Below are 24,029 nucleotides of genomic sequence, written 5' to 3'. Positions count from 1 at the left end.
GGAAGACGTTGTGATTAACAGACTCACTCAGCTGCTCAGCGCAGCCAATATTTCTCTGTCCGATCAGCAAAAACAGCAGCTGGTGGGCTATGTTGAGCTGCTGCATAAATGGAATAAGGCTTATAACCTGACTTCGGTGCGCGATCCGCAGGAGATGCTGGTGCGCCACATCCTCGACAGCATTGTGGTCAATCCCTGGCTGCAAGGGGAGCGCTTTATCGATGTTGGTACGGGGCCGGGCCTGCCGGGAATTCCACTGGCGATCGTACGCCCGCAGGCGCATTTTACCCTGCTGGATAGCCTTGGTAAGCGCGTGCGCTTTTTACGTCAGGTGCAGTTTGCGCTGGGGCTGAGCAACGTTGAACCGGTGCAAAGCCGCGTGGAAGCCTTCAATGCCGAGCCGCCTTTTGACGGCGTGATCAGCCGAGCCTTCGCCTCGCTGAACGATATGGTGAACTGGTGCCATCACTTGCCGGCGGAGCAGGGGCGCTTTTATGCCCTGAAAGGACAGCGTCCTGATGATGAAATCGCTGCGCTGCCGCCGCAGTTCCAGGTAACGGATATCGTGGCGTTAAGGGTTCCCGAACTGGAAGGGGAGCGGCATCTGGTGACGATTCAGAAACTGTGATGGTTTTACCGCCAGCGGCGCCGGGTTAACTTTGCGCTGTTGGCTGACGAACTGGTGAAAAAATGACCATTTAAACTGCATTTTTTCATGTCGCGGGCGAATAAATATTGTTGCAATAGTCTCAAAATCAAACACGGAAATTATCTGAAATCTTCCGTAATATTTAACTTGTGTATTACAAGTTATTATCACTAACGTTACGCGGCAAAAAAAGAATTCGACAATAATGCGTAACGTAAAGAAATAGCGCGGCTTAAACACGCGCGGCTGGTAATGATATTTTGGCGGTATAAATTTTCACTACGATGTCAAATTGCCCTTTTTATCAAGCTCTACGGGAAAACAGGCGATTTCTTTGTTTAACATCATGAGATAAAACGTTTTTATTCGAGATTTCGCTCAATTAGCTAAGATAAATCCTGAACGCTGTACCACGATTATATTGATGAATTGTGATCTATCGCACGCTTTATGAGCGCAAATTTGACGGAAATGTTGCCTGCGGCAACGGCTAATTTGTGCGCCAGATTTTTAAAAAACAGGGCTGTCGAAAGAAATTTAAATAATTGTTCACCTTTTCGCTACTTATCCATTGAAATCGCAGGTGCGGCCCGTATAATTTGCTCGTTTTTTGCTGCTTGACTCAAAAGAGCAAAGGCAGTTTTATACGACACGCGACATACCCCGATCGGGGCAGGAGAGTTTCAGCGTCATGTCAGTGTCTCTTTACAGTGTGAAATTAGCCCGAACCGTGCTGCTGTGGCAGCTGGCGACTCTGTTCGTTATCGGCGCGCTCTTTTTTGCCCTTAAAGATATCACGTGGGGCGTATCTGCCATCGCTGGTGGGCTGGCAGCCTGGCTGCCAAACGTGTTGTTCGTGATTTTGGCCTGGCGCCTGGGCGCGCAAGCACCGGCTAAGGGGCGTATCGCCTGGAGCTTTGCGCTCGGCGAAGCGCTAAAAGTGTTTGTCACCATTTTTTTGCTCATTCTGGCGCTGGGCGTGCTTGATGCGGTGTTTATACCTGTCGGGCTGACCTGGTTATCGGTGCTGGTGGTTCAGATTGTTGCACCGGCTGTAATTAACAACAAAGGGTAAGAGGCATCATGGCTGCAGGAGAAATCTCTACTCCGCAAGATTACATAGGTCACCACCTGAGTAACCTTCAGTTGGACCTGCGTACTTTCGAGCTGGTGAATCCGCACGACGCTCCGGCGACGTTCTGGGTGTTAAATATTGATTCCATGTTTTTCTCCGTGGTGCTGGGTCTGATTTTCCTGGTGCTGTTCCGTAAGGTGGCTAACAGCGCTACCAGCGGCGTGCCGGGGAAATTGCAGGCAGCTATTGAGATGGTGGTTGGCTTCGTTGACGGCAACGTCCGCGATATGTACCACGGTAAAAGCAAACTTATCGCCCCGCTGGCGCTGACCATTTTCGTCTGGGTTTTCCTGATGAACTTTATGGATCTGCTGCCAATCGATTTCCTGCCATATATTGGCGAGCATGTGTTCGGTCTGCCTGCGCTGCGCGTGGTGCCGTCCGCTGACGTTAACGTCACGCTCTCTATGGCGCTGGGCGTCTTTATTTTGATCCTGTTCTACAGCATCAAAATGAAAGGTGTTGGTGGTTTTGCTAAGGAGCTGACCCTGCAACCTTTTAACCATCCGCTTTTCATTCCCATCAACTTAATCCTTGAAGGGGTAAGCCTGCTGGCCAAACCGGTTTCTCTCGGTCTGCGACTGTTCGGCAACATGTATGCGGGTGAACTGATCTTTATCCTGATTGCGGGTCTGTTGCCGTGGTGGTCACAGTGGGTTCTGAGTGTGCCGTGGGCCATTTTCCACATCCTGATCATTTCGCTGCAGGCTTTCATTTTCATGGTCTTAACGATTGTCTATCTGTCGATGGCATCCGAAGAACATTGATTTTTTAATAACACTACTGCGTTTTAACTGAAACAAACTGGAGACTGTCATGGAAAACCTGAATATGGATCTGCTGTACATGGCTGCCGCTGTGATGATGGGCCTGGCGGCAATCGGTGCTGCGATCGGTATCGGCATCCTCGGAGGTAAATTCCTGGAAGGCGCTGCGCGTCAGCCGGATCTGATCCCTCTGCTGCGTACGCAGTTCTTTATTGTTATGGGTCTGGTGGATGCTATCCCGATGATCGCTGTAGGTCTGGGTCTGTACGTGATGTTTGCCGTCGCGGGTTAAGCGGCCAAACACGAGTTCATCGGCCTGGGGTTTAACGTCAGACGATGAGCGGATTCTGCGGGTTGTCTCTGATAACGGCAGAGTAAGTTAACTTAACGAGAGGCATTGTGCTGTGAACCTTAACGCAACAATCCTCGGCCAGGCCATCGCGTTCGTCCTGTTTGTCCTGTTCTGCATGAAGTACGTATGGCCGCCGATTATGGCTGCCATCGAAAAGCGCCAGAAAGAAGTCGCTGAAGGCCTTGCTTCTGCAGAACGCGCCAAAAAAGATTTGGATCTCGCACAGGCAACTGCGACCGACCAGCTGAAAAAAGCGAAAGAAGAAGCTCAGGTTATCATTGAGCAGGCAAACAAACGCCGCGCTCAGATCCTGGACGAAGTGAAAGCTGAAGCTGAGCAGGAACGTAACAAGATCGTGGCGCAGGCGCAGGCGGAAATTGAAGCCGAGCGCAAACGTGCGCGTGAAGAGTTGCGTAAGCAAGTCGCGATGCTGGCCGTGGCCGGCGCCGAGAAAATCATCGAACGTTCCGTGGATGAAGCTGCTAACAGCGACATCGTAGATAAACTGGTCGCTGAACTGTAAGGAGGGAGGGGCTGATGTCTGAACTAATCACTGTAGCTCGCCCCTACGCCAAAGCAGCTTTTGACTTTGCCGTTGAGCATCAAAGCATCGATCGTTGGCAGCAAATGCTGGCGTTCGCGGCAGTTGTCGCTCGCAACGAACAGATGGCCGAAATGATTTCCGGTGCGATAGCGCCGGAAACCCTGGCCGCCTCGTTCATCGCAGTCTGTGGCGAGCAACTCGACGAAGCAGGTCAGAACCTTATCAAGGTTATGGCGGAAAACGGACGTCTGTCCGCGCTGCCGGCAGTACTGGAGCAGTACATTCAACTGCGTGACGCCTGGGAGGCGACCGCTGAAGTTGATGTCATCTCTGCCAGTGCGCTGAGCGACGAGCAGCTGACCAAAATCAGCGCCGCAATGGAAAAGCGTCTGTCACGCAAAGTTAAGCTGAATTGCAAAATCGATAAGTCTGTAATGGCAGGCGTTATCATCCGAGCGGGTGATATGGTCATTGATGGTAGCGTACGCGGCCGTCTTGAGCGTCTGGCAGACGTCTTGCAGTCTTAAGGGGACTGGAGCATATGCAACTGAATTCCACCGAAATCAGCGAACTGATCAAGCAGCGCATTGCTCAGTTCAATGTCGTGAGCGAGGCTCACAACGAAGGTACTATCATTTCCGTCAGCGACGGCATCATCCGCGTACACGGCCTGGCCGATGTTATGCAGGGTGAAATGATCGCGCTGCCGGGCAACCGTTACGCTATCGCCCTGAACCTGGAGCGCGACTCCGTAGGTGCGGTAGTAATGGGCCCCTACTCTGACCTCGCCGAAGGCATGAAGGTTAAGTGTACCGGCCGTATCCTGGAAGTACCGGTTGGCCGCGGCCTGCTGGGCCGCGTGGTTAACACCCTGGGTGAACCTATCGACGGTAAAGGTCCGGTTGAGCATGACGGATTCTCTCCGGTTGAAGTTATCGCGCCGGGCGTTATCGAGCGTCAGTCGGTCGATCAGCCGGTGCAGACCGGTTACAAATCCGTCGATGCGATGATTCCAATCGGCCGTGGCCAGCGTGAGCTGATCATCGGCGACCGTCAGACGGGTAAAACCGCGCTGGCTATCGACGCCATCATCAACCAGCGCGATTCCGGCATTAAGTGCGTCTACGTAGCTATCGGCCAGAAAGCGTCCACCATCGCTAACGTGGTGCGCAAGCTGGAAGAGCACGGCGCGCTGGCCAATACCATCGTGGTAGTGGCCTCCGCGTCTGAATCCGCTGCGCTGCAATACCTGGCGCCTTATGCCGGTTGCGCCATGGGCGAATACTTCCGCGATCGCGGCGAAGATGCGCTGATTGTTTATGATGACCTGTCCAAACAGGCCGTTGCTTATCGTCAGATTTCTCTGCTGCTTCGTCGTCCGCCGGGCCGTGAAGCTTTCCCTGGCGACGTGTTCTACCTCCACTCCCGTCTGCTGGAACGCGCTTCTCGCGTCAACGCTGACTATGTTGAAGCCTTTACCAAAGGTGAAGTGAAAGGTAAAACCGGTTCGCTGACCGCCCTGCCGATTATCGAAACGCAGGCGGGTGACGTTTCCGCGTTCGTTCCGACCAACGTAATCTCCATTACCGATGGTCAGATCTTCCTGGAATCTAACCTGTTCAACTCCGGTATTCGTCCGGCGGTTAACCCCGGTATCTCCGTATCTCGTGTGGGCGGCGCCGCTCAGACCAAGATCGTGAAGAAACTCTCCGGTGGTATTCGTACCGCGCTGGCGCAGTATCGTGAACTGGCGGCGTTCTCTCAGTTCGCTTCCGATCTGGATGATGCAACCCGTAAGCAGCTGAGCCATGGTCAGAAAGTGACCGAGCTGCTGAAACAGAAACAGTATGCGCCGATGTCCGTTGCCCAGCAGGGTCTGGTGCTGTTCGCTGCCGAACGCGGTTACCTGAACGACGTCGAACTGGCGAAAATCGGTAGCTTTGAAGCTGCGCTGCTGGCGTATGCCGATCGCGAACATGCCGATCTGATGCAGGAAATCAACCAAACTGGCAACTACAACAACGAAATCGAAGAGAAGCTGAAAGGCATCCTCGAAACGTTTAAAGCAACCCAGTCCTGGTAATGTCTGGCGGCCTGTCTGAAAAGGCAGGCCGCAAGGCTTTGAGGAGAAGCTAATGGCCGGCGCAAAAGAGATACGTAACAAGATCGGAAGCGTAAAAAATACGCAGAAGATCACTAAAGCGATGGAAATGGTCGCCGCCTCCAAAATGCGTAAAACGCAGGAACGCATGGCGGCCAGCCGTCCGTATGCAGAAACCATGCGCAAAGTGATTGGTCACATTGCGTTAGGTAATCTGGAATACAAGCACCCTTACCTGGAAGAGCGCGACGTTAAGCGCGTCGGCTATTTGGTCGTTTCTACCGACCGCGGGCTTTGTGGTGGTTTGAACATTAACCTGTTCAAAAAATTGCTGGCAGAGATGAAAACCTGGTCTGATAAAGGCGTGCAGAGCGATCTGGCGATTATCGGCTCCAAAGGGGTAGCTTTCTTCGGTTCTGTTGGCGGCAATGTCGTGGCGCAGGTGACCGGTATGGGCGATAACCCATCCCTGTCTGAGCTGATTGGCCCGGTAAAAGTCATGCTGCAGGCCTATGATGAAGGTCGTCTCGACAAACTGTATGTGGTCAGCAACAAATTTAACAACACCATGTCCCAGACGCCAACCATTACTCAACTGCTGCCGTTACCGCCAGCGGAAGAGGAAGAAGAGTTGAAGCGTAAAACCTGGGATTATCTGTATGAACCCGATCCGAAATCGCTGCTGGATACCCTGCTGCGTCGTTATGTCGAATCACAGGTTTATCAGGGCGTTGTGGAAAACCTGGCCAGCGAACAGGCCGCGCGTATGGTGGCGATGAAAGCGGCGACCGACAACGGCGGCAACCTGATCAAAGAGCTGCAGTTGTTGTACAACAAGGCTCGTCAGGCCAGCATCACCCAGGAACTTACCGAGATCGTCTCGGGGGCCTCCGCGGTTTAACCAGGTATACCTCCGTCGTTGCCGCGGCCTTTCCGCCGCCGCAGCGAGTCGCGTCTCAGGCGCTGATTCGCCGCAGGGACAACGACGATGGGTAGAAACGAATTAGGTAGAGGATTCAAGATGGCAACTGGAAAGATTGTCCAGATCATCGGCGCCGTAGTTGACGTCGAGTTCCCTCAGGACGCTGTACCGCAGGTGTACAACGCCCTTGAGGTTAACAATGGTGATGCGCGTCTGGTGCTGGAAGTGCAGCAGCAGCTGGGCGGCGGCGTAGTACGTACTATCGCTATGGGTACTTCCGACGGCCTGAAACGCGGCCTCGAAGTTACCGACCTTAAGCAGCCGATTCAGGTTCCGGTAGGTAAAGCTACCCTGGGCCGTATCATGAACGTGCTGGGCGAGCCGATCGATATGAAAGGCGAGCTGAAAGAAGAAGACGGCAGCGACGTGGTGCACTGGTCTATTCACCGTGCAGCGCCTACTTACGAAGAACTCTCCAGCTCTACTGAGCTGCTGGAAACCGGCATCAAGGTTATCGACCTGATTTGTCCGTTCGCCAAGGGTGGTAAAGTTGGTCTGTTCGGCGGTGCGGGCGTAGGTAAAACCGTAAACATGATGGAGCTGATCCGTAACATCGCGATCGAGCACTCCGGTTACTCCGTATTCGCAGGCGTGGGCGAACGTACCCGTGAAGGTAACGACTTCTATCACGAAATGACCGAATCCAACGTACTGGATAAAGTTTCCCTGGTGTATGGTCAGATGAACGAGCCGCCGGGCAACCGTCTGCGCGTAGCGCTGACCGGCCTGACCATGGCGGAAAAATTCCGTGATGAAGGCCGTGACGTTCTGCTGTTCGTCGATAACATCTATCGTTATACCCTGGCAGGTACGGAAGTATCGGCGCTGCTGGGTCGTATGCCGTCTGCGGTAGGCTATCAGCCGACGCTGGCGGAAGAGATGGGTGTGTTGCAGGAGCGTATTACCTCCACCAAGACCGGTTCTATCACCTCCGTACAGGCCGTTTACGTTCCTGCGGATGACTTAACCGACCCGTCTCCGGCGACGACCTTCGCCCACCTTGACTCTACCGTTACCCTGAGCCGTCAGATCGCCTCTCTGGGTATCTACCCGGCCGTTGACCCGCTGGATTCCACCAGCCGTCAGCTGGACCCGCTGGTAGTTGGTCAGGAGCACTATGATACCGCGCGTGGCGTGCAGTCTATTCTGCAACGTTACCAGGAACTGAAAGACATCATCGCCATCCTGGGTATGGACGAACTGTCTGAAGACGACAAACTGCTGGTGGCGCGCGCGCGTAAAATTCAGCGCTTCCTGTCTCAGCCGTTCTTCGTGGCAGAAGTGTTCACCGGTTCTCCGGGTAAATACGTATCGCTGAAAGACACTATCCGTGGCTTTAAAGGCATTATGGACGGTGAATTCGACCACCTGCCAGAACAGGCCTTCTACATGGTTGGTTCCATCGACGAAGCCGTGGAAAAAGCGAAAAAACTGTAATTACTTCCCCGGCCGTCAGGCTGCGGTAAGCGTGTAAACCCGCTGCGTCAGAACAGGCTGCAGCGGGCCAGCCGCTAAACTTCAAGCAGCCTGAACGTTGGGGCGGTTTTCCGGGAGGTTAACTATGGCTATGACTTATCACCTGGATGTGGTCAGCGCTGAAAAGCAGATGTTCAGCGGCCTGGTGCAGAAGATTCAGGTGTCAGGCAGCGAAGGTGAGTTGGGGATCTATCCTGGCCATACGCCGCTGCTGACCGCCATTAAGCCTGGTATGGTGCATATCGTTAAGCAGCACGGCGAAGAGGAGTTTATCTATCTCTCCGGCGGCGTGTTGGAAGTTCAGCCGGGTTCGGTTACCGTACTGGCTGATACAGCGATTCGCGGTACCGACCTTGATGAAGCGCGTGCGCTGGAAGCGAAACGCAAAGCTGAAGAGCATATGAACAAAGCCCACGGCGATGTGGATTATGCGCAGGCTTCAGCAGAGCTGGCAAAAGCCATCGCCAAACTGCGCGTTATCGAACTGACTAAGAAAGCGATGTAATCAGGCTTAACAGCATCATCGATGCCAGCTCTTACGGGCTGGCATTTTTTATTGCCCTGCTCTTTTCTTCCAGTCTTGCTACTCGTCTAAAATTAAGCGGCTGAAATTAGCCATTTTTCATTGTATTTAGCCTTGATTCCGGTGCATCCTTTTTCGCTGCGATAGCGCGCAAGCCCGTTAATTTTGACATGAGAAAAATGTAGTAATCTCAGGGCGAAACCGTTTAACTTTCATCTGAAAAAATTCAATCAGGATAACTATGTCTAACAGCGCAATGAGCGTGGTGATCCTTGCCGCTGGCAAAGGCACCCGTATGTATTCCAGTCTTCCTAAAGTCCTGCATCTGCTGGCGGGAAAGCCAATGGTGCAACACGTGATCGATGCTGCAAAAGGTCTTGGTGCGCGCATGATCAACCTCGTTTACGGTCACGGCGGCGATCGTCTTCAGGCGATGCTGAACGATGAGACGCTAAACTGGGTATTGCAGGCGGAGCAGTTAGGCACCGGACATGCCATGCAGCAGGCTGCGCCCTTCTTCGCCGATGACGAAGATATCCTGATGCTGTATGGCGATGTGCCGCTGATTACCGTTGATACGCTGGCGCGGCTGCGGGCGGCGAAACCTGAAGGCGGCATTGGTCTGTTAACGGTAACGCTGGATAATCCAACCGGCTACGGGCGTATCGTGCGTGAAAATGGGCAGGTTGCCGGCATCGTAGAACAAAAAGACGCCACGCCGCAGCAGCTGGCGATACAGGAGATCAATACCGGTATCCTGGTGGCTAACGGCGGCGATCTGAAACGCTGGCTGAGCCAGCTGACTAACAATAACGCGCAGGGTGAGTATTACATCACCGATATTATCGCGCTGGCGTGGGCGGAAGGCCGACGTATCGAAACCGTGCAGCCGACGCGCATTAGCGAAACGGAAGGCGTGAATAATCGTCTGCAGCTGGCGACGCTGGAGCGCATTTATCAGACCGAACAGGCGGAAAGGCTGCTGCTGGCGGGCGTCATGCTGCGCGATCCGGCGCGTTTCGATCTGCGCGGCGAGCTGCAGCACGGACGTGATGTGGAAATTGACAGCAATGTGATTATCGAAGGTAAGGTTACGCTGGGCCACAACGTCAAAATTGGCGCGGGCTGCATCATTAAAAACAGCATTATCGGCGACGGTTGTGAAATCAGCCCTTACAGCGTTATTGAGGATGCGCAACTGGCGCCGGCCTGTACCGTAGGGCCATTTGCCCGTCTGCGTCCCGGCAGCCAGCTGGGTGAGGCGGCGCACGTCGGCAACTTTGTTGAAATGAAAAAGGCCACGCTGGGCAAAGGTTCAAAAGCTGGTCATCTCAGCTATCTGGGCGATGCCGAGATTGGCGACGAGGTGAATATCGGCGCAGGCACCATTACCTGCAACTATGATGGCGCGAATAAATTTAAAACCATTATCGGCGATCGCGTTTTTGTCGGTTCCGATACTCAGCTGGTGGCGCCGGTTTCGGTAGCCAGCGGTGCGACGATCGCCGCCGGGACCACGGTGATGAAGGATATTACCGCAGATGAACTGGTCTATAACCGTAAAGAACAGCTGCAAAAATCGGGCTGGCAACGCCCGGTGAAGAAAAAATAAAACCATAATCCCCACTCTCTACAAGGCTCGGGGAACCGGCAAAGCCGGAATATCAGGTCAGATGACAACGCTGGCGCATCAGCGCCATTAGTCAGGAAATAAACTATGTGTGGAATTGTTGGCGCCGTTGCGCAACGTGATATTGCTGAAATTCTGTTGGAAGGTCTGCGCCGTCTCGAATATCGCGGCTATGACTCCGCCGGGCTGGCGGTGGTGGATCGACAAGGGCACGTTACGCGCCTGCGTCGGGTAGGCAAAGTGCAGAAATTGTCTGAAGCGGCGGAACAGCATCCGCTGATCGGCGGCACCGGTATCGCTCATACCCGCTGGGCAACGCACGGCGAGCCTTCCGAGGCAAACGCGCACCCGCATGTCTCTGAGCATATCGTTGTCGTGCATAACGGCATTATCGAGAACCACGAACCGCTGCGTAACATGATGATCGAACGCGGCTATCGTTTCGCTTCTGAAACCGATACGGAAGTGGTGGCGCATCTGGTGCACTGGGAGCAGAAACAGGGCGGCACGTTGCGGGAAGTAATACTGCGCGTTATCCCTCAGCTGCGCGGCGCTTACGGCATGGTGATTATGGACAGCCGCGATCCGTCGCTGCTGGTGGCCGCTCGCTCCGGCAGCCCGCTGGTAATCGGCTGCGGCGTCGGGGAAAACTTTATCGCCTCCGATCAGCTGGCGCTGCTGCCGGTAACGCGTCGCTTTATCTATCTGGAAGAAGGCGACATCGCTGAAGTAACGCGGCGCGAAGTAACGATTATCGATCGCGATGGCAAACAGGCGAAGCGTGCCGAAATCGAATCGAGCGCCCAGTATGATGCAGGCGATAAAGGCATGTACCGCCATTACATGCAAAAAGAGATTTATGAACAGCCGAACGCGCTGAAAAACACCTTAACCGGACGTTTCAGCCATGGCGAAGTCGATCTCAGCGAGCTTGGCCCGCAGGCGGAAACGCTGCTGGCGCAGGTGGAGCATGTGCAGATTATCGCCTGCGGCACCTCCTACAATTCCGGCATGGTAGCGCGCTACTGGTTTGAAGCGCTGGCGAACCTGCCGTGCGATGTGGAAATCGCTTCTGAATTCCGCTACCGCAAATCAGCGGTGCGTAAAAACAGCCTGCTGATTACTCTGTCCCAGTCGGGTGAAACCGCCGATACCCTGGCGGCGCTGCGTTTGTCGAAAGAGCTGGGTTATCTCGGCTCGCTGGCTATTTGTAACGTGGCGGGCTCTTCGCTGGTGCGTGAATCCGATCTGGCGCTGATGACCAAAGCCGGGGTAGAGATTGGCGTCGCTTCAACCAAAGCCTTTACTACCCAGCTGGCGGTGCTGCTGATGCTGGTGGCGAAGCTGGGGCGGCTGAAGGGCGCGGACGCGCAGATTGAGCATGATATCGTTCACGCCTTGCAGGCGCTGCCGAGCCGCATCGAGCAAATGCTGGCGCAGGATAAATTAATCGAGTCGCTGGCGGAAGGTTTCTCTGATAAGCATCATGCGCTGTTCCTTGGCCGGGGCGATCAATATCCGATCGCGATGGAAGGGGCGCTGAAGCTGAAAGAGATTTCTTATATTCATGCGGAAGCGTATGCGGCAGGCGAGTTAAAACATGGTCCACTGGCGTTAATCGATGCCGATATGCCGGTGATCGTCGTTGCGCCAAATAACGATCTGCTGGAGAAGCTGAAGTCGAATATTGAAGAAGTGCGCGCGCGCGGTGGTCTGCTGTATGTGTTTGCCGATCAGGATGCAGGCTTTAGCGATAGCGAAGGGATGAAGATTATCCCGCTGCCGCATGTAGAAGAGGTGATTGCGCCTATTTTCTACACCGTGCCGCTCCAGCTGCTGTCTTATCATGTGGCGCTGATTAAAGGAACCGATGTCGATCAGCCGCGTAACCTTGCCAAGTCGGTGACGGTAGAGTAAAGCGGGGCGCCAGCTGTTACGTTTCGGCTATGTGCTTTAACAGGCATAGCCGAATTGTTAGTGCTAAATGCGCAACGACAGAAATAGTAAAAATAGCTGTCGCCATCTCTGGAACGATAGACGTTAATAAAAAGAGGAAAAATACTTTCCTCTTTTTTAATCTTTATCTTTACCTGTTAATAACGTATAAGCTTTTATCCCCCAGCGCGTTGTAGCGATGAGTACGATAATCATAACAATGAATTTAGAAATTAACTCACTTCTTGAATGAGTGTTTAAATCAAGTACGTTAGCGTTGTTAAGTAATGCAAAACCAATAATAAAAAGCGCCAGGTATAATGAAAAATAAATAATGGTTTTCATCGTGACGGCCTGTTTTTGGGTTCGTTTTTCTGGTGGTTACCAGGTACATTGACTGCCATAATTTGAATCAGATTTACCGCCACAGCCATTACTAAAGCTGTCCTTTGTACATTGACCAGCAATCATTCCTCCAGTAATACCTGCTGCCATACCAGGGCGTTTCCTGGCGCAGCTGCAGTCAGGCCGCCAATGAGCCCGGCCCCACATGAATCGACACTACTATAAGCACCCCCTTTATTTTTGACCAATTATTTCTGTTAACATTAAAACCAGAGTTAGAAGCGCCGCCTTGCACAAAGGAAAAAGCGGATTATGGATTCCTCTGCACGCTTTCCGCCTGTCACAAAACTGTCATATTTAATACATTTCACTGTCATTAAACTGTCCTATTTTTCCTCCTGCAGCAATCACAGATTCTTACTAAAACGGCGTACAGCCTGAATTTTACTCCCCCGGAGGGAATATGACACTGATGCGTAGCACCGTAGCCAAATTTGTTGCCGCCACCCTCTCCCTGAGCGCGGTATCTGCCTTTGCAGCCACCGATCTGACGGGCGCAGGCGGTACGTTCCCGGCTCCGGTTTATGCCAGGTGGGCAGCAGATTATCAGCAAGCGACCGGCAGTAAAATCAACTACCAGGGCATTGGATCTTCCGGCGGCGTGAAGCAGATTATCGCAAAAACGGTGGATTTCGGCGCCTCTGATGCGCCGATGAAAGATGAAGATTTACAGAAAAACGGCCTGTTCCAGTTCCCCACCGTGATTGGCGGCGTGGTGCTGGCGGTTAACCTGCCGGGCTTACAGTCTGGTCAGCTGACGCTGGACGGTCAGACGGTAGGCGATATCTATCTCGGCAAAATTAAAAAATGGAACGATCCGGCGATCGCTAAGCTGAACCCCGGAATCAAACTGCCGGAAACCAACATCGCCGTAGTGCGTCGCGCTGACGGCTCCGGTACTTCATTCGTCTTCACCAGCTACCTTTCCAAGGTCAACCAGGAGTGGAGCGAAAAAGTCGGCAAAGGCAACACGGTTAACTGGCCGACTGGTCTCGGCGGTAAAGGCAACGACGGCATCGCCGCCTTTGTCCAGCGTCTGCCCGGCTCTATCGGCTATGTGGAATATGCCTACGCGAAACAGAACAAGCTGGCCTATACCAAACTGATCGACGCCGATGGTCAGCCGGTATCCCCGACGGAAGAAACCTTCAGCAACGCGGCCAAAGGCGCCGACTGGAGCAAATCTTACGCTCAGGATCTGACTAATCAAAAAGGTAAAGACGCCTGGCCGATTACCACCACCACCTTCATCCTGATGTACAAGAACCAGACCAACGCGGAAAAAGGCGCCGAGATCATTAAGTTTTTTGACTGGGCTTATAAAGATGGCGACAAAACCGCTTCCAGCCTGGATTACGCGACGCTGCCCGATTCCGTGGTAGAGCAGATCCGCTCCGACTGGAAAGCGCAGATTAAAGACAGCTCAGGTAAGGCGCTCTATCAGTAATGCTTTTACGGTGTATCCGCCGTTACAGGGGGCGACGGAACGTCGGCCCGTAGTATCCGGGCGGCTGATGGCCGCCCCGAATTTCTTCTGTCGAGACTTTTATGGCTGAAACCAGGCCGTCTTTTAAGGCCCCAGGAAAACAAGGCGACATACTTTTCGGCGTGCTGGTCAAGCTGGCGGCGCTGATTGTGCTGTTGCTGCTTGGCGGCATCATTATCTCTCTGCTCTTCTCCTCCTGGCCCAGTATTGAGAAATTCGGTTTCTCGTTTCTGTGGAATAAAGAGTGGGATGCGCCCAATGAAAACTTCGGCGCGCTGGTGCCGATTTACGGCACCGTAGTGACCTCGCTGATCGCGCTGCTGATTGCCGTGCCGGTCAGCTTCGGTATTGCGCTGTTTTTAACCGAGCTGGCGCCCGGCTGGCTGCGACGTCCGCTCGGCGTGGCGATCGAGCTGCTGGCGGCGATCCCCAGCATTGTGTACGGCATGTGGGGGCTGTTCGTCTTCGCCCCGCTGTTTGCCGAATATTTCCAGACGCCGGTCGGCAACGTGCTTTCCAGCATTCCGCTGGTGGGCGCGCTGTTCGCCGGTCCGGCGTTCGGTATCGGCATTCTCGCCGCTGGCGTCATTCTGGCGATTATGATTATTCCCTATATCGCTTCGGTAATGCGCGACGTCTTCGAACAGACGCCGGTGATGATGAAAGAGTCCGCCTACGGTATTGGCTGCACCACCTGGGAGGTGATCTGGCGCATCGTGCTGCCCTTCACCAAAAACGGCGTAATCGGCGGCGTGATGCTGGGTCTGGGGCGCGCGCTGGGCGAGACGATGGCGGTTACTTTTATTATCGGCAACACCTACCAGCTCGACAGCGTCTCGCTTTATATGCCCGGCAACAGTATTACCTCCGCGCTGGCGAATGAGTTTGCCGAAGCGGAATCGGGCGTACACGTCGCCGCGCTGATGGAGCTGGGGCTGATCCTGTTCGTTATCACCTTTATCGTGCTGGCGGTTTCCAAACTGATGATTCTACGGCTGGCGAAAAGTGAAGGAGCGCGCTCATGACCACGCTCGATATACATGCCCGTACTGAACTGCAGGCATCGCGGCGCAAAATGCAGGCGCGCCGCAGTCTGCGCAATAAAATCGCCCTGACGCTCTCGATGCTGACCATGGCCTTCGGCCTGTTCTGGCTGGTGTGGATCCTGTTTACCACCATTACCCGCGGCGTCGATGGCTTCTCACTGGCGCTGTTTACCGAAATGACCCCGCCGCCGAATACCGCCGGCGGCGGGCTGGCTAACGCCATCGCGGGCAGCGGCCTGCTAATCCTGTGGGCTACGCTGTTCGGCACGCCGCTGGGCATTCTGGCCGGGATCTATCTGGCGGAGTATGGCCGTAAATCCTGGCTGGCCGAGGTGATTCGCTTTATTAACGATATTTTGCTGTCGGCGCCGTCGATTGTGGTGGGACTATTTGTCTACACCCTGGTCGTGGCGCAAATGCAGCACTTCTCCGGCTGGGCCGGCGTGATCGCGCTGGCGCTGTTGCAGGTGCCGATCGTTATTCGTACCACGGAAAATATGCTGAAGCTGGTGCCGGATACGCTGCGTGAAGCCGCCTATGCGCTCGGCACGCCGAAATGGAAGATGATCGCCGCCATTACGCTGAAGGCGTCGGTATCCGGCATTATTACCGGCGTGCTGCTGGCGGTGGCGCGTATCGCCGGCGAGACGGCGCCGCTGCTGTTTACCTCATTGTCGAACCAGTTCTGGAGCACCGACATGATGCAGCCGCTGGCAAACCTTCCGGTCACCATATTTAAGTTCGCCATGAGCCCTTTCGCCGAGTGGCAAAGCCTGGCCTGGGCGGGCGTTCTGTTAATTACCCTTTGCGTTCTGCTGCTGAATATTCTGGCGCGCGTGATTTTCGCTAAATCGAAACACTAAATTATTGCGCCGCGGCTGTCAGGCGGCGTTAACAGAAAGAGAAGACTATGGTTACTCAGACATCCGGTAAAATTCAGGTTCGCGATCTGAACTTCTGGTACGGAAAATTCCATGCGCTGAAAAATATTAATCTGGAGATAGCCCGCAATCAGGTGACCGCCTTTATTGGGCCGTCCGGCTGCGGCAAATCCACCCTGCTGCGCACTTTTAATAAAATGTTCTCGCTTTACCCTGAACAGCGCGCCGAAGGGGAAATTCTGCTGGATGGCGAAAATATTCTTACCGAAACCCAGGATATCGCACTGCTGCGCGCGCGCGTCGGTATGGTGTTCCAGAAGCCGACGCCCTTTCCGATGTCGATTTATGACAATATCGCCTTCGGCGTGCGCCTGTTTGAAAAGCTGTCGCGCGCCGATATGGATCAGCGCGTGCAGTGGGCATTGAGCAAGGCGGCGCTGTGGAATGAAACCAAAGACAAGCTGCACCAGAGCGGTTACAGTTTATCGGGCGGCCAGCAGCAGCGACTCTGTATCGCGCGCGGCATCGCCATTCGTCCGGAAGTGCTGCTGCTGGACGAACCCTGTTCGGCGCTGGATCCCATCTCTACCGGACGCATTGAAGAGCTGATCACCGAGCTGAAACAGGATTACACCGTAGTGATCGTCACGCACAATATGCAGCAGGCGGCGCGCTGCTCCGATCACACCGCCTTTATGTATCTCGGCGAGCTGATCGAATTCAGCGATACCGATACGCTGTTTACCAAGCCGCATCAGAAACAGACCGAAGATTATATTACCGGCCGCTATGGTTGATGACTGGAGAACCCGATGGATAACCTTAACCTGAATAAACATATCTCCGGCCAGTTCAACGCTGAGCTTGAGCACATCCGCACCCAGGTGATGATTATGGGCGGGCTGGTGGAGCAGCAGCTCACCGATGCCATTACCGCCATGCATAATCAGGATGGCGAGCTGGCGAAGCGGGTCATCGACGGCGACCAGAAGGTCAATATGATGGAGGTGGAGATTGATGAAGCCTGCGTGCGTATTATCGCCAAGCGGCAGCCTACCGCCAGCGATCTGCGTCTGGTGATGGCGATTATCAAAACCATCTCTGAGCTGGAGCGTATCGGCGACGTGGCGGAAAAGATCAGCCGCACGGCCCTGGAAAAATTTGGCCAGCAGCATCAGCCGCTGCTGGTGAGCCTGGAATCGCTCGGCCACCACACTATTCAGATGCTGCACGAAGTGCTGGATGCCTTTGCGCGGATGGATCTTAGCGCGGCGATCGAAATTTACCGCGAAGATAAAAAAGTCGATCAGGAATATGAAGGCATCGTGCGGCAGTTAATGACCTACATGATGGAAGATCCGCGCACCATTCCCAGCGTGCTCACCGCGCTGTTCTGCGCGCGCGCCATCGAGCGCATCGGCGATCGCTGCCAGAATATCTGCGAAATTATTTTCTATTTCGTAAAGGGACAGGATTTTCGTCACGTTGGCGGCGACCGGCTGGATAAGCTGCTGGCAGGCGATGAAAACGGCAGCAGCCCCGCCTGATCCTCTACCGCTCTGCATATCAGCCGCGCCGTTGACGCGCGGCTGGTTTTTACGCGCGGCTCTCCACGCTTCAGCGGGTTAATGCCCAGCCGCGCTCGCGCCAGAGCGTGGGAAGCTGGGCCAGATCGTTAAACGACGTAACCAGCGGATGATCGATTGGCCGGTTATGGGCATCGGCGCAGTAGTAAAATACCGGAATGCCTGCGGCGATGCCGGCGTGAGCGCCAGCTTCTGAGTCGTCAACCAACAGACAGCGCTCAATCGGCACCTGCATCTGCTGCGCTGCATGAAACATCAGCTGCGGATCGGGCTTCCAGTGGCCGATATCGTAGCCGCTGTACAGCCGGTCAGCAAAAAAGGAAAGCATGCCGGTCAGACCGAGCGAATGTTGCATTTTCGGCACCGTGCCGTTGGATACCACGCACATGGGCACGCAGACCTGCTCCAGCAGCGCTTTTGCGCCCGCAACAGGTTGCAGATGAGCATCAAACAGGCGCGCCACCTGCTGGCGATATTCCCGTTCGATCTCCTCTACCGGCGCGTTAAGAGGATGCTGACGCGCTACGTCGGCAATAATGTCGTAAAGCTTTACGCCTTTGTATTTTTCAAACATCTCCTGCAGGGAAAGGGCAGCGCCATAACGTGCGAAGGTGTCTACATAGGCCTGGGTGCAAAGACGTTCGCTATCCACCAGCGTACCGTCGCAGTCAAAAAACAGACATTCAATACTCATGTTGCTTCATCCTTAATGGTGCGGTCAGGCTCACTTTAACCGACCGGGCGCGGAAAGCGAGCCAATAACGGGATTTTGCAGCAAACCGCAACCGTTTGCGAAAAATAGTGTACAGTTCGGCCAAAATCGCTAGCATACGCAGCGACTCTTTCCTCCCGTTCGGATGTAACAAATGACAAAACAAGGCTTATTGCAACGCCTGTTCCGGCTTCAGGAGCACGGCACCACGGTGCGAACTGAAGTTATCGCCGGATTTACTACTTTTCTGACGATGGTCTATATCGTCTTTGTTAACCCGCAAATTCTTGGCGCTGCGGGCATGGATACCCAGGCGGTATTTGTCACTACCTGTTTAATCGCCGCGCTGGGCAGCATTTTAATGGGCGTGGCGGCCAACCTGCCGGTAGCGCTGGCGCCGGCAATGGGGCTGAACGCCTTTTTCGCCTTTGTGGTGGTTGGCGCTATGGGCTATTCATGGCAGGTCGGCATGGGGGCGATTTTTTGGGGAGCGACGGGGCTGCTGCTGCTGACGCTGTTCCGCGTGCGCTACTGGATGATTGCCAATATTCCGCTCAGCCTGCGCACCGGCATTACCGCCGGGATCGGTTTGTTTATCGCGCTGATGGGGCTGAAAAACGCCGGCATTATCGTCGCTAACGAAGCGACGCTGGTTTCCGTTGGGGATCTATCCTCGCACAGCGTTCTGCTGGGCGCGCTGGGCTTCTTTATTATCGCCGTGCTGGCGTCGCGCAATGTTCATGCCGCCGTGCTGATCTCCATTGTGGTGACCACGCTGGCCGGTCTGCTGCTGGGCGATGTGAAGTACAGCGGCATCTTTTCCGCGCCTCCGGCGATTGACTCCGTTATTGGCCAGGTCGATGTAGCCGGCGCGTTTAATATCAGCATGGCCGGAATCATCTTCTCTTTTATGCTGGTGAACCTGTTTGACTCTTCCGGCACGTTGATTGGCGTTACCGATAAGGCCGGGCTGGCGGATAAAGAAGGAAAGTTTCCGCGCATGAAGCAGGCGCTGCTGGTAGACAGCGTTAGCTCCGTTGCCGGCGCCGCAATCGGCACCTCTTCCGTGACCGCCTATATCGAAAGCTCTTCCGGCGTCTCCGTTGGCGGACGTACCGGCCTGATGGCGGTCGTTACCGGCATTTTGTTCCTGCTGGTCATGTTTCTGTCGCCGCTGGCGTCAATGGTGCCCGGCTATGCCGCCGCGGGCGCCCTGATTTATGTCGGCGTGCTGATGACATCCAGCCTGGCGCGCGTTAAGTGGGACGATCTGACTGAGGCGGTGCCCGCTTTCGTTACCGCCGCCATGATGCCCTTCAGCTTTTCGATTACCGAAGGTATTGCGCTGGGCTTTATCGCTTACTGCGTGATGAAGGCCGGAACCGGACGCTGGCGTGAAATCAGCCCCTGCGTAGTGGTGGTGGCGCTACTGTTTGTGCTTAAAATCGCGTTTATCGACGCGCATTAACCTTATGGCGCTGTAGCATCATGCTGCAGCTGCCTCTCCGCCGGCATACTGGTGAGCCGCAGCGTATGCGGCCCCATATTCGCCTTATTCATTTCAATATCACGCAGCGCGGTCCAGTTATGGCAATCGTCTATTTCCCACAGCCGCAGACGGCTGGTAGCAGGCGACAGCGCGCATGACCAAATCAGCAACGGTTCGACGTCGCATACCGCCTGCACATCGGCAAGCAGCTGCGACCGCAGGCGGCCGGAAGCGGGATGCAGGCGTAATGAGGTGCTGCTGTCGTTGCTCTCTCCGGTTAGCTTCAGCACGCTCTGGCGCAGCGTCCATATTTGCGTGATAGCTTCCAGCGGATCCTGCTGAGCATTAATCCACGCCCGCTCGCCGGAAGATAAGTGCTGAAGGTGATGTTCTACCGTTTGGCGGCTATGCGCCCGCACCATTTCCATATCCAGTCCGGCGCGGCTGTTTTCTTCAGCCAGCAGCACGCCAACAACGTTGCCGGCATAGGCAATACTAAAGTCGGGAAGATCGGGATCGATAAAGCAGGGACGACCGCTGTTGCTGGTGGTCAGAGCGGGTAGCTGCGGCATGCCGTAGACGCGCATCATCAGCTCAGCCAACAGCATACGCGCCGCCAGATAACGACTACGCCGTTTTTCGCCAAGGAAACGGGCGTTTTCCACTATATCCGCTGGGATACGTTGCACATCTGCCCGGTACTGGGCAAGCGTCCAGCGTACAAAATGACTTGCCATCTGTCGCTCCGTGAAAATGGTCCGATAATCATCCATCTTATTGTAAGAATTTTCTGAGGTATTTGCACCTCGCTTTAACAACAGGGTCCTTTTTTTCGGATTAAGTTGAATGCCGGCTCATAAGTTAGTGCCGACAGAGAAACCTTTACAGGCAGTATCACAGTAAAGCGTATGCCCCTTATAAAGCGTGGCTGGCCTGATTAATGTTTAGTTCTGCTAAAAATAATTAACAGCTTCATTATTGTGGTTAATGTCATTAGCGCCGGGGCGGCGCCGTATTAATTTATGGTAAGCCCCTGTCCGCCAGCTTACTGGAAGATATGCCGTTTTTTGTTTGCGTTATTTCTGGCTTAGCTAAACTATCAGGCGAGGCGTTATTCCTTTAGCTCCTTTCACCTCTCCAGTTTACTGGATTTCCCTGCCCGCTACGCTGCCGTAGTTAACAACCCTCTGACGCCATGCTTAAGCATGGTAAAAAATCACGCTTTCAGCCAGTTTGCCGTTGAGGTTAGCCATTTTTTGTGAAGGTATTTTGCTTTAAAACTGTTTTAAAACATATGGATAGATAGGTTTTATCAGTAACTGTTTATTTGTAAGTAATATTTTTCTGTAAGAGAAAACTGAACGGCCTTGCCAGAGGGAGAAGCTACCTGTCTTTACGATGTCAGAAAAACCGGCGCCGGTCGGCGCTGGACGATGGCGTTGAACACGCCTTTTTCTGGGGTTCGGCGCGCGACGGGCCTTTGGTAACCGTTGCCGCATAGCTAAGCAGGAAGAGAGTGTAACGAAAGGATGGTTTAAACCAAATGACATATTGCGCCTTAATGGCTTTAACAGCGCGCTAATATGGCTTCAATTAAATAGTTACGCAAATTTATTACGGTAATAATAGATTATTTCATCAATAGTCACCTGGTAAGCTAATTGCGTAATAAACGAATAGAAAACGCTTTTTTTCTCGGTTATGAAATTTCTTGTCGCGCGGATAGCTAAGTTAATTAACGTAAGTCTATCACCGGCAATAATAAAAGGGTATTAACGATAAAAGATAAGTCTTAGAAAATCTCTCTCCGATCTCAAACACTCCCATCGACGCTATTGAGAATGGTCTTCAAACCTGATCGAGACTTGTCTCATAAATTAAGGTTTTTTAGGTAAAATTGAGATATTAATTAGTTAACTTGAGATTTAAAGGTAAAATTCTCTTTTAAAAAGATAAGCATAGTTGCTATTTTTACCAGATCTCATATGAAGTCTCATCGTCTTAATTGAATCAAAATCAATAACTTACTATGTGATCTCAGGTTTCCCTGGTAGCAATGATAGCAATTAGCATTAAATGAGTTTATCGAAGCTTTGCTATTTTTGATTCGCTTGTTTAATGTAGGTATGTCTTGTTAATAGTTGAAGTAGCCATTAGGATTGATCAGAAATTATTGAGTGAAAAGAAATTAGCTCGTCTGCCTGGCCTAAGGAATTAAGCTGCGTGACGAGCTAATTATAGGGAACCAGCTGTCACCGGGTTAGCATCAGAGAAGGATATCTCAATATGTTGAAAATTAACTTAGCTATATCAGATAAGTATCCTGCCATTCAGTATTTCCTTTGTAACTACGTTAAGGATGAATTAGGTTGCAACATCATTTCTGACTTTTCATTGAGTGAAGCAGGCATTGTTCGCTCATCCTGTAAAGAGAAGATCGACGCGATAATCACAGACCTTTCTTATGGGAACGATGAAACGCAAATCTACGGCGTTTCGAAAATCAGAGCCATCCAGCGAGCTGCGCCAGAAGCCAAGGTAATACTATATGTAGAATATGACAATTTATCGATTCTGAAAAAAGCAATAAGCTATGGTGCTGATGCTATTGTGAGTAAATACGATCCCGTAAGCGAAATGAAAAAAGCACTGTGTGAAATCTTCAGCAAAAAGCGCAACAGCGCCTACCTTTCTAAGTTCATCTCTTCTATTCTCGAAAACGATGTTGAAAAGACCAGCCGCTTAACGGCCAAAGAGTGGGAAATTATTCGCCTTTACTCAATGGGTCTTTCGCTGTCGAATATTGCCAAAAAGCAAAACCGTGCGGTAAGTACCGTTGCCACACAAAAATACAACGCTATGAAAAAATTAAACGTGAATACTAATAGCGAGCTTATCCAGTACGCTTGCATGAATAACATTATTTAATCCTCGCTTTCTTATCAAAAAAAGGACTTGGTAATGAACACCAGGAAGGTTCACGTCATCATGGCGTCTCTTTGCGCGGCGCTGGCTATGATGCCGGCATGCAGCTATAGCCTGACATTACAGGAGGCGGTACTGTCAGCCAGCCTTTATGACAGCGAAATTAGCGCAGCGCGTAATGCGCAAAAAGCAGAAAGGCAGAAAAGGTGGCAGGGTCTTGCGGGCCTGCTGCCGGTCATTAGCCTGAACGGCTCCCACTCTAAGCAGGATCAGCCGAAAGCAACCTATGCCGCTGGCGTAACGCGCCACAGCTTCAGCGTTAATCTTTCCCAGCCGCTGTTCGATATGTCGAAATTCGCCACGTGGAAACGTGGCGATGCCATTGCAAATTACGCCGACGTTACGCTGATGCAGGCGGAACAGCAGCTCATCGCCAACGTAGCGGAAGCCTATTTTCGCGTTATCTTCCAGAGAGAGATCCTGCTCAGCGCCATTAATGCTAAGGAAGCCTTCGCAAAACAGCTCAGCCAAACGCAGGTAGCGTTAAAAGTTGGGGAAGGCACGCGTCTGGAGCGGGATGAAGCGCAGGCTAACTATGATAAAGCGGTAGCGGATGAGATAGCGGCCAGAAACGATCTTGAAGACGCCAATATGGTTTTCAACAGGATTACCGGGCGCAATGCCGATGAGATCCAGCCGATAGATATGGCCTGCGTCACACGTTCGCCGGTACCGCAGGATCACAAGGCGCTGTTGGCGAAGGCGGCGCAAAATAACCTCAAGGTGCGCGCCGCGCTTTTCCAGCTGGATCAGGCGAAAGCCGACGTGATGGGCGCGCATGGCGCTCACTTGCCGGTCGTCACCTTACAGGCCGCCTACGGCACCAACTGGAGCCGCGCTGAAAATGCGAATAGGTATGATGATATATTTGGTACCACCTCAAAAACGCGTAACAGCAACGTCGGCATTAACGTGTCCGTTCCGCTGTTTGCTGGCGGCTCGCAAATCTCCCAGTCTATTGAAGCTGTCCGTCGTCGGGAGCAGGGAAAAGATTTACTGGAAGATGCGCGTCGTAAAGCGCGTCAGGAATCGCAAAGCGCCTGGCTGAAGCTGAAAAATGGCAAAAGCCAATATCTGGCGGAAAAGAAAGCGCTGGCCTCCGCCAAAGATAAGGTCAATTCAACCGTCTATGGGCGTAAAGTTGGATTAAGAACCATTATCGACGTGCTCAATGCCGAGCAGGGTTATTATAAAACTCTGCAGGAACTGGCAAAAATACAGTACGACTATTTAAACGCAGGCCTGAAATTATCAATGGAACTGGGCGAGCTGGATTACTCAACGTTAAATCAGTTCCAGTGTCCGGCCAATAGTAGTCAGCAATCTACCAAACAAGGACGTTAAA

General features: G+C 53.1%; 23 protein-coding genes. 20 read left to right on the top strand and 3 right to left on the bottom strand.

Going from position 1 to position 24,029, the window contains the following annotated elements; genetic code table 11:
* Positions 1-10 precede the first annotated feature (10 nt).
* The 12 genes from rsmG to glmS all read left to right on the top strand — a co-directional run bounded on the left by rsmG (position 11) and on the right by glmS (position 12,076).
* The gene (gene rsmG / locus FKM52_RS17645) at positions 11-628 is read left to right on the top strand and encodes a 16S rRNA (guanine(527)-N(7))-methyltransferase RsmG (RefSeq protein ID WP_141177465.1); all 618 of its coding nucleotides are present in this window, start codon (positions 11-13) and stop codon (positions 626-628) included.
* Positions 629-1,340: 712 nt separating this feature from the next.
* Entirely contained in the window at positions 1,341-1,724 is a 384-nt protein-coding gene (gene atpI / locus FKM52_RS17640) for a F0F1 ATP synthase subunit I (RefSeq protein ID WP_141177464.1), read from the top strand.
* 8 nt (positions 1,725-1,732) lie between these two features.
* Positions 1,733-2,551, top strand: coding sequence for a F0F1 ATP synthase subunit A (atpB, locus tag FKM52_RS17635; RefSeq protein ID WP_141177463.1), 819 nt, complete (start codon positions 1,733-1,735; stop codon positions 2,549-2,551).
* A gap of 49 nt (positions 2,552-2,600) precedes the next feature.
* Positions 2,601-2,843, top strand: coding sequence for a F0F1 ATP synthase subunit C (gene atpE, locus FKM52_RS17630; protein ID WP_108900914.1), 243 nt, complete (start codon positions 2,601-2,603; stop codon positions 2,841-2,843).
* Positions 2,844-2,955: 112 nt separating this feature from the next.
* A complete protein-coding gene (atpF, locus tag FKM52_RS17625; protein ID WP_038629270.1) occupies positions 2,956-3,426 on the top strand; it encodes a F0F1 ATP synthase subunit B in 471 nt (156 codons plus the stop codon).
* 14 nt (positions 3,427-3,440) lie between these two features.
* Positions 3,441-3,974 (top strand): F0F1 ATP synthase subunit delta, encoded by a 534-nt coding sequence (atpH, locus tag FKM52_RS17620; protein WP_141177462.1) that lies wholly within the window; start codon positions 3,441-3,443, stop codon positions 3,972-3,974.
* A 14-nt stretch (positions 3,975-3,988) separates the two neighbouring features.
* Positions 3,989-5,530, top strand: coding sequence for a F0F1 ATP synthase subunit alpha (gene atpA / locus FKM52_RS17615; RefSeq protein WP_141177461.1), 1,542 nt, complete (start codon positions 3,989-3,991; stop codon positions 5,528-5,530).
* 52 nt (positions 5,531-5,582) lie between these two features.
* Complete coding sequence (atpG, locus tag FKM52_RS17610; protein WP_141177460.1) at positions 5,583-6,449, top strand: F0F1 ATP synthase subunit gamma; 867 nt, start codon at positions 5,583-5,585, stop codon at positions 6,447-6,449.
* Positions 6,450-6,569: 120 nt separating this feature from the next.
* On the top strand, positions 6,570-7,967 hold the full coding sequence (gene atpD, locus FKM52_RS17605; protein ID WP_141177459.1) for a F0F1 ATP synthase subunit beta: 1,398 nt from the start codon (positions 6,570-6,572) through the stop codon (positions 7,965-7,967).
* A 124-nt stretch (positions 7,968-8,091) separates the two neighbouring features.
* Positions 8,092-8,511: a F0F1 ATP synthase subunit epsilon gene (locus tag FKM52_RS17600; protein ID WP_141177458.1), complete on the top strand. Its 420-nt coding sequence runs from the start codon at positions 8,092-8,094 to the stop codon at positions 8,509-8,511.
* A 259-nt stretch (positions 8,512-8,770) separates the two neighbouring features.
* The gene (gene glmU / locus FKM52_RS17595; RefSeq protein ID WP_141177457.1) at positions 8,771-10,141 is read left to right on the top strand and encodes a bifunctional UDP-N-acetylglucosamine diphosphorylase/glucosamine-1-phosphate N-acetyltransferase GlmU; all 1,371 of its coding nucleotides are present in this window, start codon (positions 8,771-8,773) and stop codon (positions 10,139-10,141) included.
* A 105-nt stretch (positions 10,142-10,246) separates the two neighbouring features.
* Complete coding sequence (glmS, locus tag FKM52_RS17590; RefSeq protein ID WP_141177456.1) at positions 10,247-12,076, top strand: glutamine--fructose-6-phosphate transaminase (isomerizing); 1,830 nt, start codon at positions 10,247-10,249, stop codon at positions 12,074-12,076.
* A 156-nt stretch (positions 12,077-12,232) separates the two neighbouring features.
* On the opposite strand, the gene FKM52_RS17585 is transcribed toward glmS, so the two are convergent.
* Positions 12,233-12,439 (bottom strand): hypothetical protein, encoded by a 207-nt coding sequence (locus FKM52_RS17585; RefSeq protein ID WP_141177455.1) that lies wholly within the window; start codon positions 12,437-12,439, stop codon positions 12,233-12,235.
* Positions 12,440-12,902: 463 nt separating this feature from the next.
* On the opposite strand from FKM52_RS17585, the gene pstS reads away from it, so the two are divergent.
* The 5 genes from pstS (at position 12,903) to phoU (ending at position 17,459) form a co-directional block, all read left to right on the top strand.
* Positions 12,903-13,946 carry a phosphate ABC transporter substrate-binding protein PstS gene (gene pstS, locus FKM52_RS17580; protein ID WP_141177454.1) on the top strand — a complete coding sequence of 348 codons (1,044 nt, stop codon included), beginning with the start codon at positions 12,903-12,905 and terminating at the stop codon, positions 13,944-13,946.
* A 101-nt stretch (positions 13,947-14,047) separates the two neighbouring features.
* Entirely contained in the window at positions 14,048-15,010 is a 963-nt protein-coding gene (gene pstC, locus FKM52_RS17575) for a phosphate ABC transporter permease PstC (RefSeq protein WP_141177453.1), read from the top strand.
* Positions 15,007-15,894, top strand: a complete 888-nt coding sequence (gene pstA, locus FKM52_RS17570; protein WP_141177452.1) for a phosphate ABC transporter permease PstA — start codon at positions 15,007-15,009, stop codon at positions 15,892-15,894. Before pstC ends, pstA begins: the two co-directional genes overlap by 4 nt.
* A 47-nt stretch (positions 15,895-15,941) precedes the next feature.
* Complete coding sequence (gene pstB / locus FKM52_RS17565) at positions 15,942-16,709, top strand: phosphate ABC transporter ATP-binding protein PstB (protein WP_141177451.1); 768 nt, start codon at positions 15,942-15,944, stop codon at positions 16,707-16,709.
* A gap of 15 nt (positions 16,710-16,724) precedes the next feature.
* Positions 16,725-17,459, top strand: a complete 735-nt coding sequence (phoU, locus tag FKM52_RS17560) for a phosphate signaling complex protein PhoU (RefSeq protein ID WP_141177450.1) — start codon at positions 16,725-16,727, stop codon at positions 17,457-17,459.
* 70 nt (positions 17,460-17,529) lie between these two features.
* Here the strand turns inward: phoU and yieH are convergent, their stop codons facing one another.
* Positions 17,530-18,192 (bottom strand): 6-phosphogluconate phosphatase, encoded by a 663-nt coding sequence (gene yieH, locus FKM52_RS17555; RefSeq protein WP_141177449.1) that lies wholly within the window; start codon positions 18,190-18,192, stop codon positions 17,530-17,532.
* 172 nt (positions 18,193-18,364) lie between these two features.
* On the opposite strand from yieH, the gene FKM52_RS17550 reads away from it, so the two are divergent.
* Positions 18,365-19,678 carry an NCS2 family permease gene (locus FKM52_RS17550; RefSeq protein WP_141177448.1) on the top strand — a complete coding sequence of 438 codons (1,314 nt, stop codon included), beginning with the start codon at positions 18,365-18,367 and terminating at the stop codon, positions 19,676-19,678.
* A gap of 2 nt (positions 19,679-19,680) precedes the next feature.
* On the opposite strand, the gene FKM52_RS17545 is transcribed toward FKM52_RS17550, so the two are convergent.
* Positions 19,681-20,436 (bottom strand): 4'-phosphopantetheinyl transferase family protein, encoded by a 756-nt coding sequence (locus FKM52_RS17545; protein ID WP_141177447.1) that lies wholly within the window; start codon positions 20,434-20,436, stop codon positions 19,681-19,683.
* A gap of 1,549 nt (positions 20,437-21,985) precedes the next feature.
* On the opposite strand from FKM52_RS17545, the gene FKM52_RS17540 reads away from it, so the two are divergent.
* Both FKM52_RS17540 and FKM52_RS17535 read left to right on the top strand, forming a co-directional pair.
* Positions 21,986-22,627, top strand: coding sequence for a LuxR C-terminal-related transcriptional regulator (locus tag FKM52_RS17540; protein ID WP_141177446.1), 642 nt, complete (start codon positions 21,986-21,988; stop codon positions 22,625-22,627).
* A 33-nt stretch (positions 22,628-22,660) separates the two neighbouring features.
* A complete protein-coding gene (locus tag FKM52_RS17535; RefSeq protein WP_246085550.1) occupies positions 22,661-24,028 on the top strand; it encodes a TolC family outer membrane protein in 1,368 nt (455 codons plus the stop codon).
* Position 24,029 lies beyond the last annotated feature (1 nt).

Source organism: Mixta tenebrionis, assembly GCF_006517625.1.
GTDB lineage: Bacteria > Pseudomonadota > Gammaproteobacteria > Enterobacterales > Enterobacteriaceae > Mixta > Mixta tenebrionis.
The sequence above is the reverse complement of the archived record's forward strand: the minus strand, read 5'-3'. Positions and strand labels throughout refer to the sequence as shown.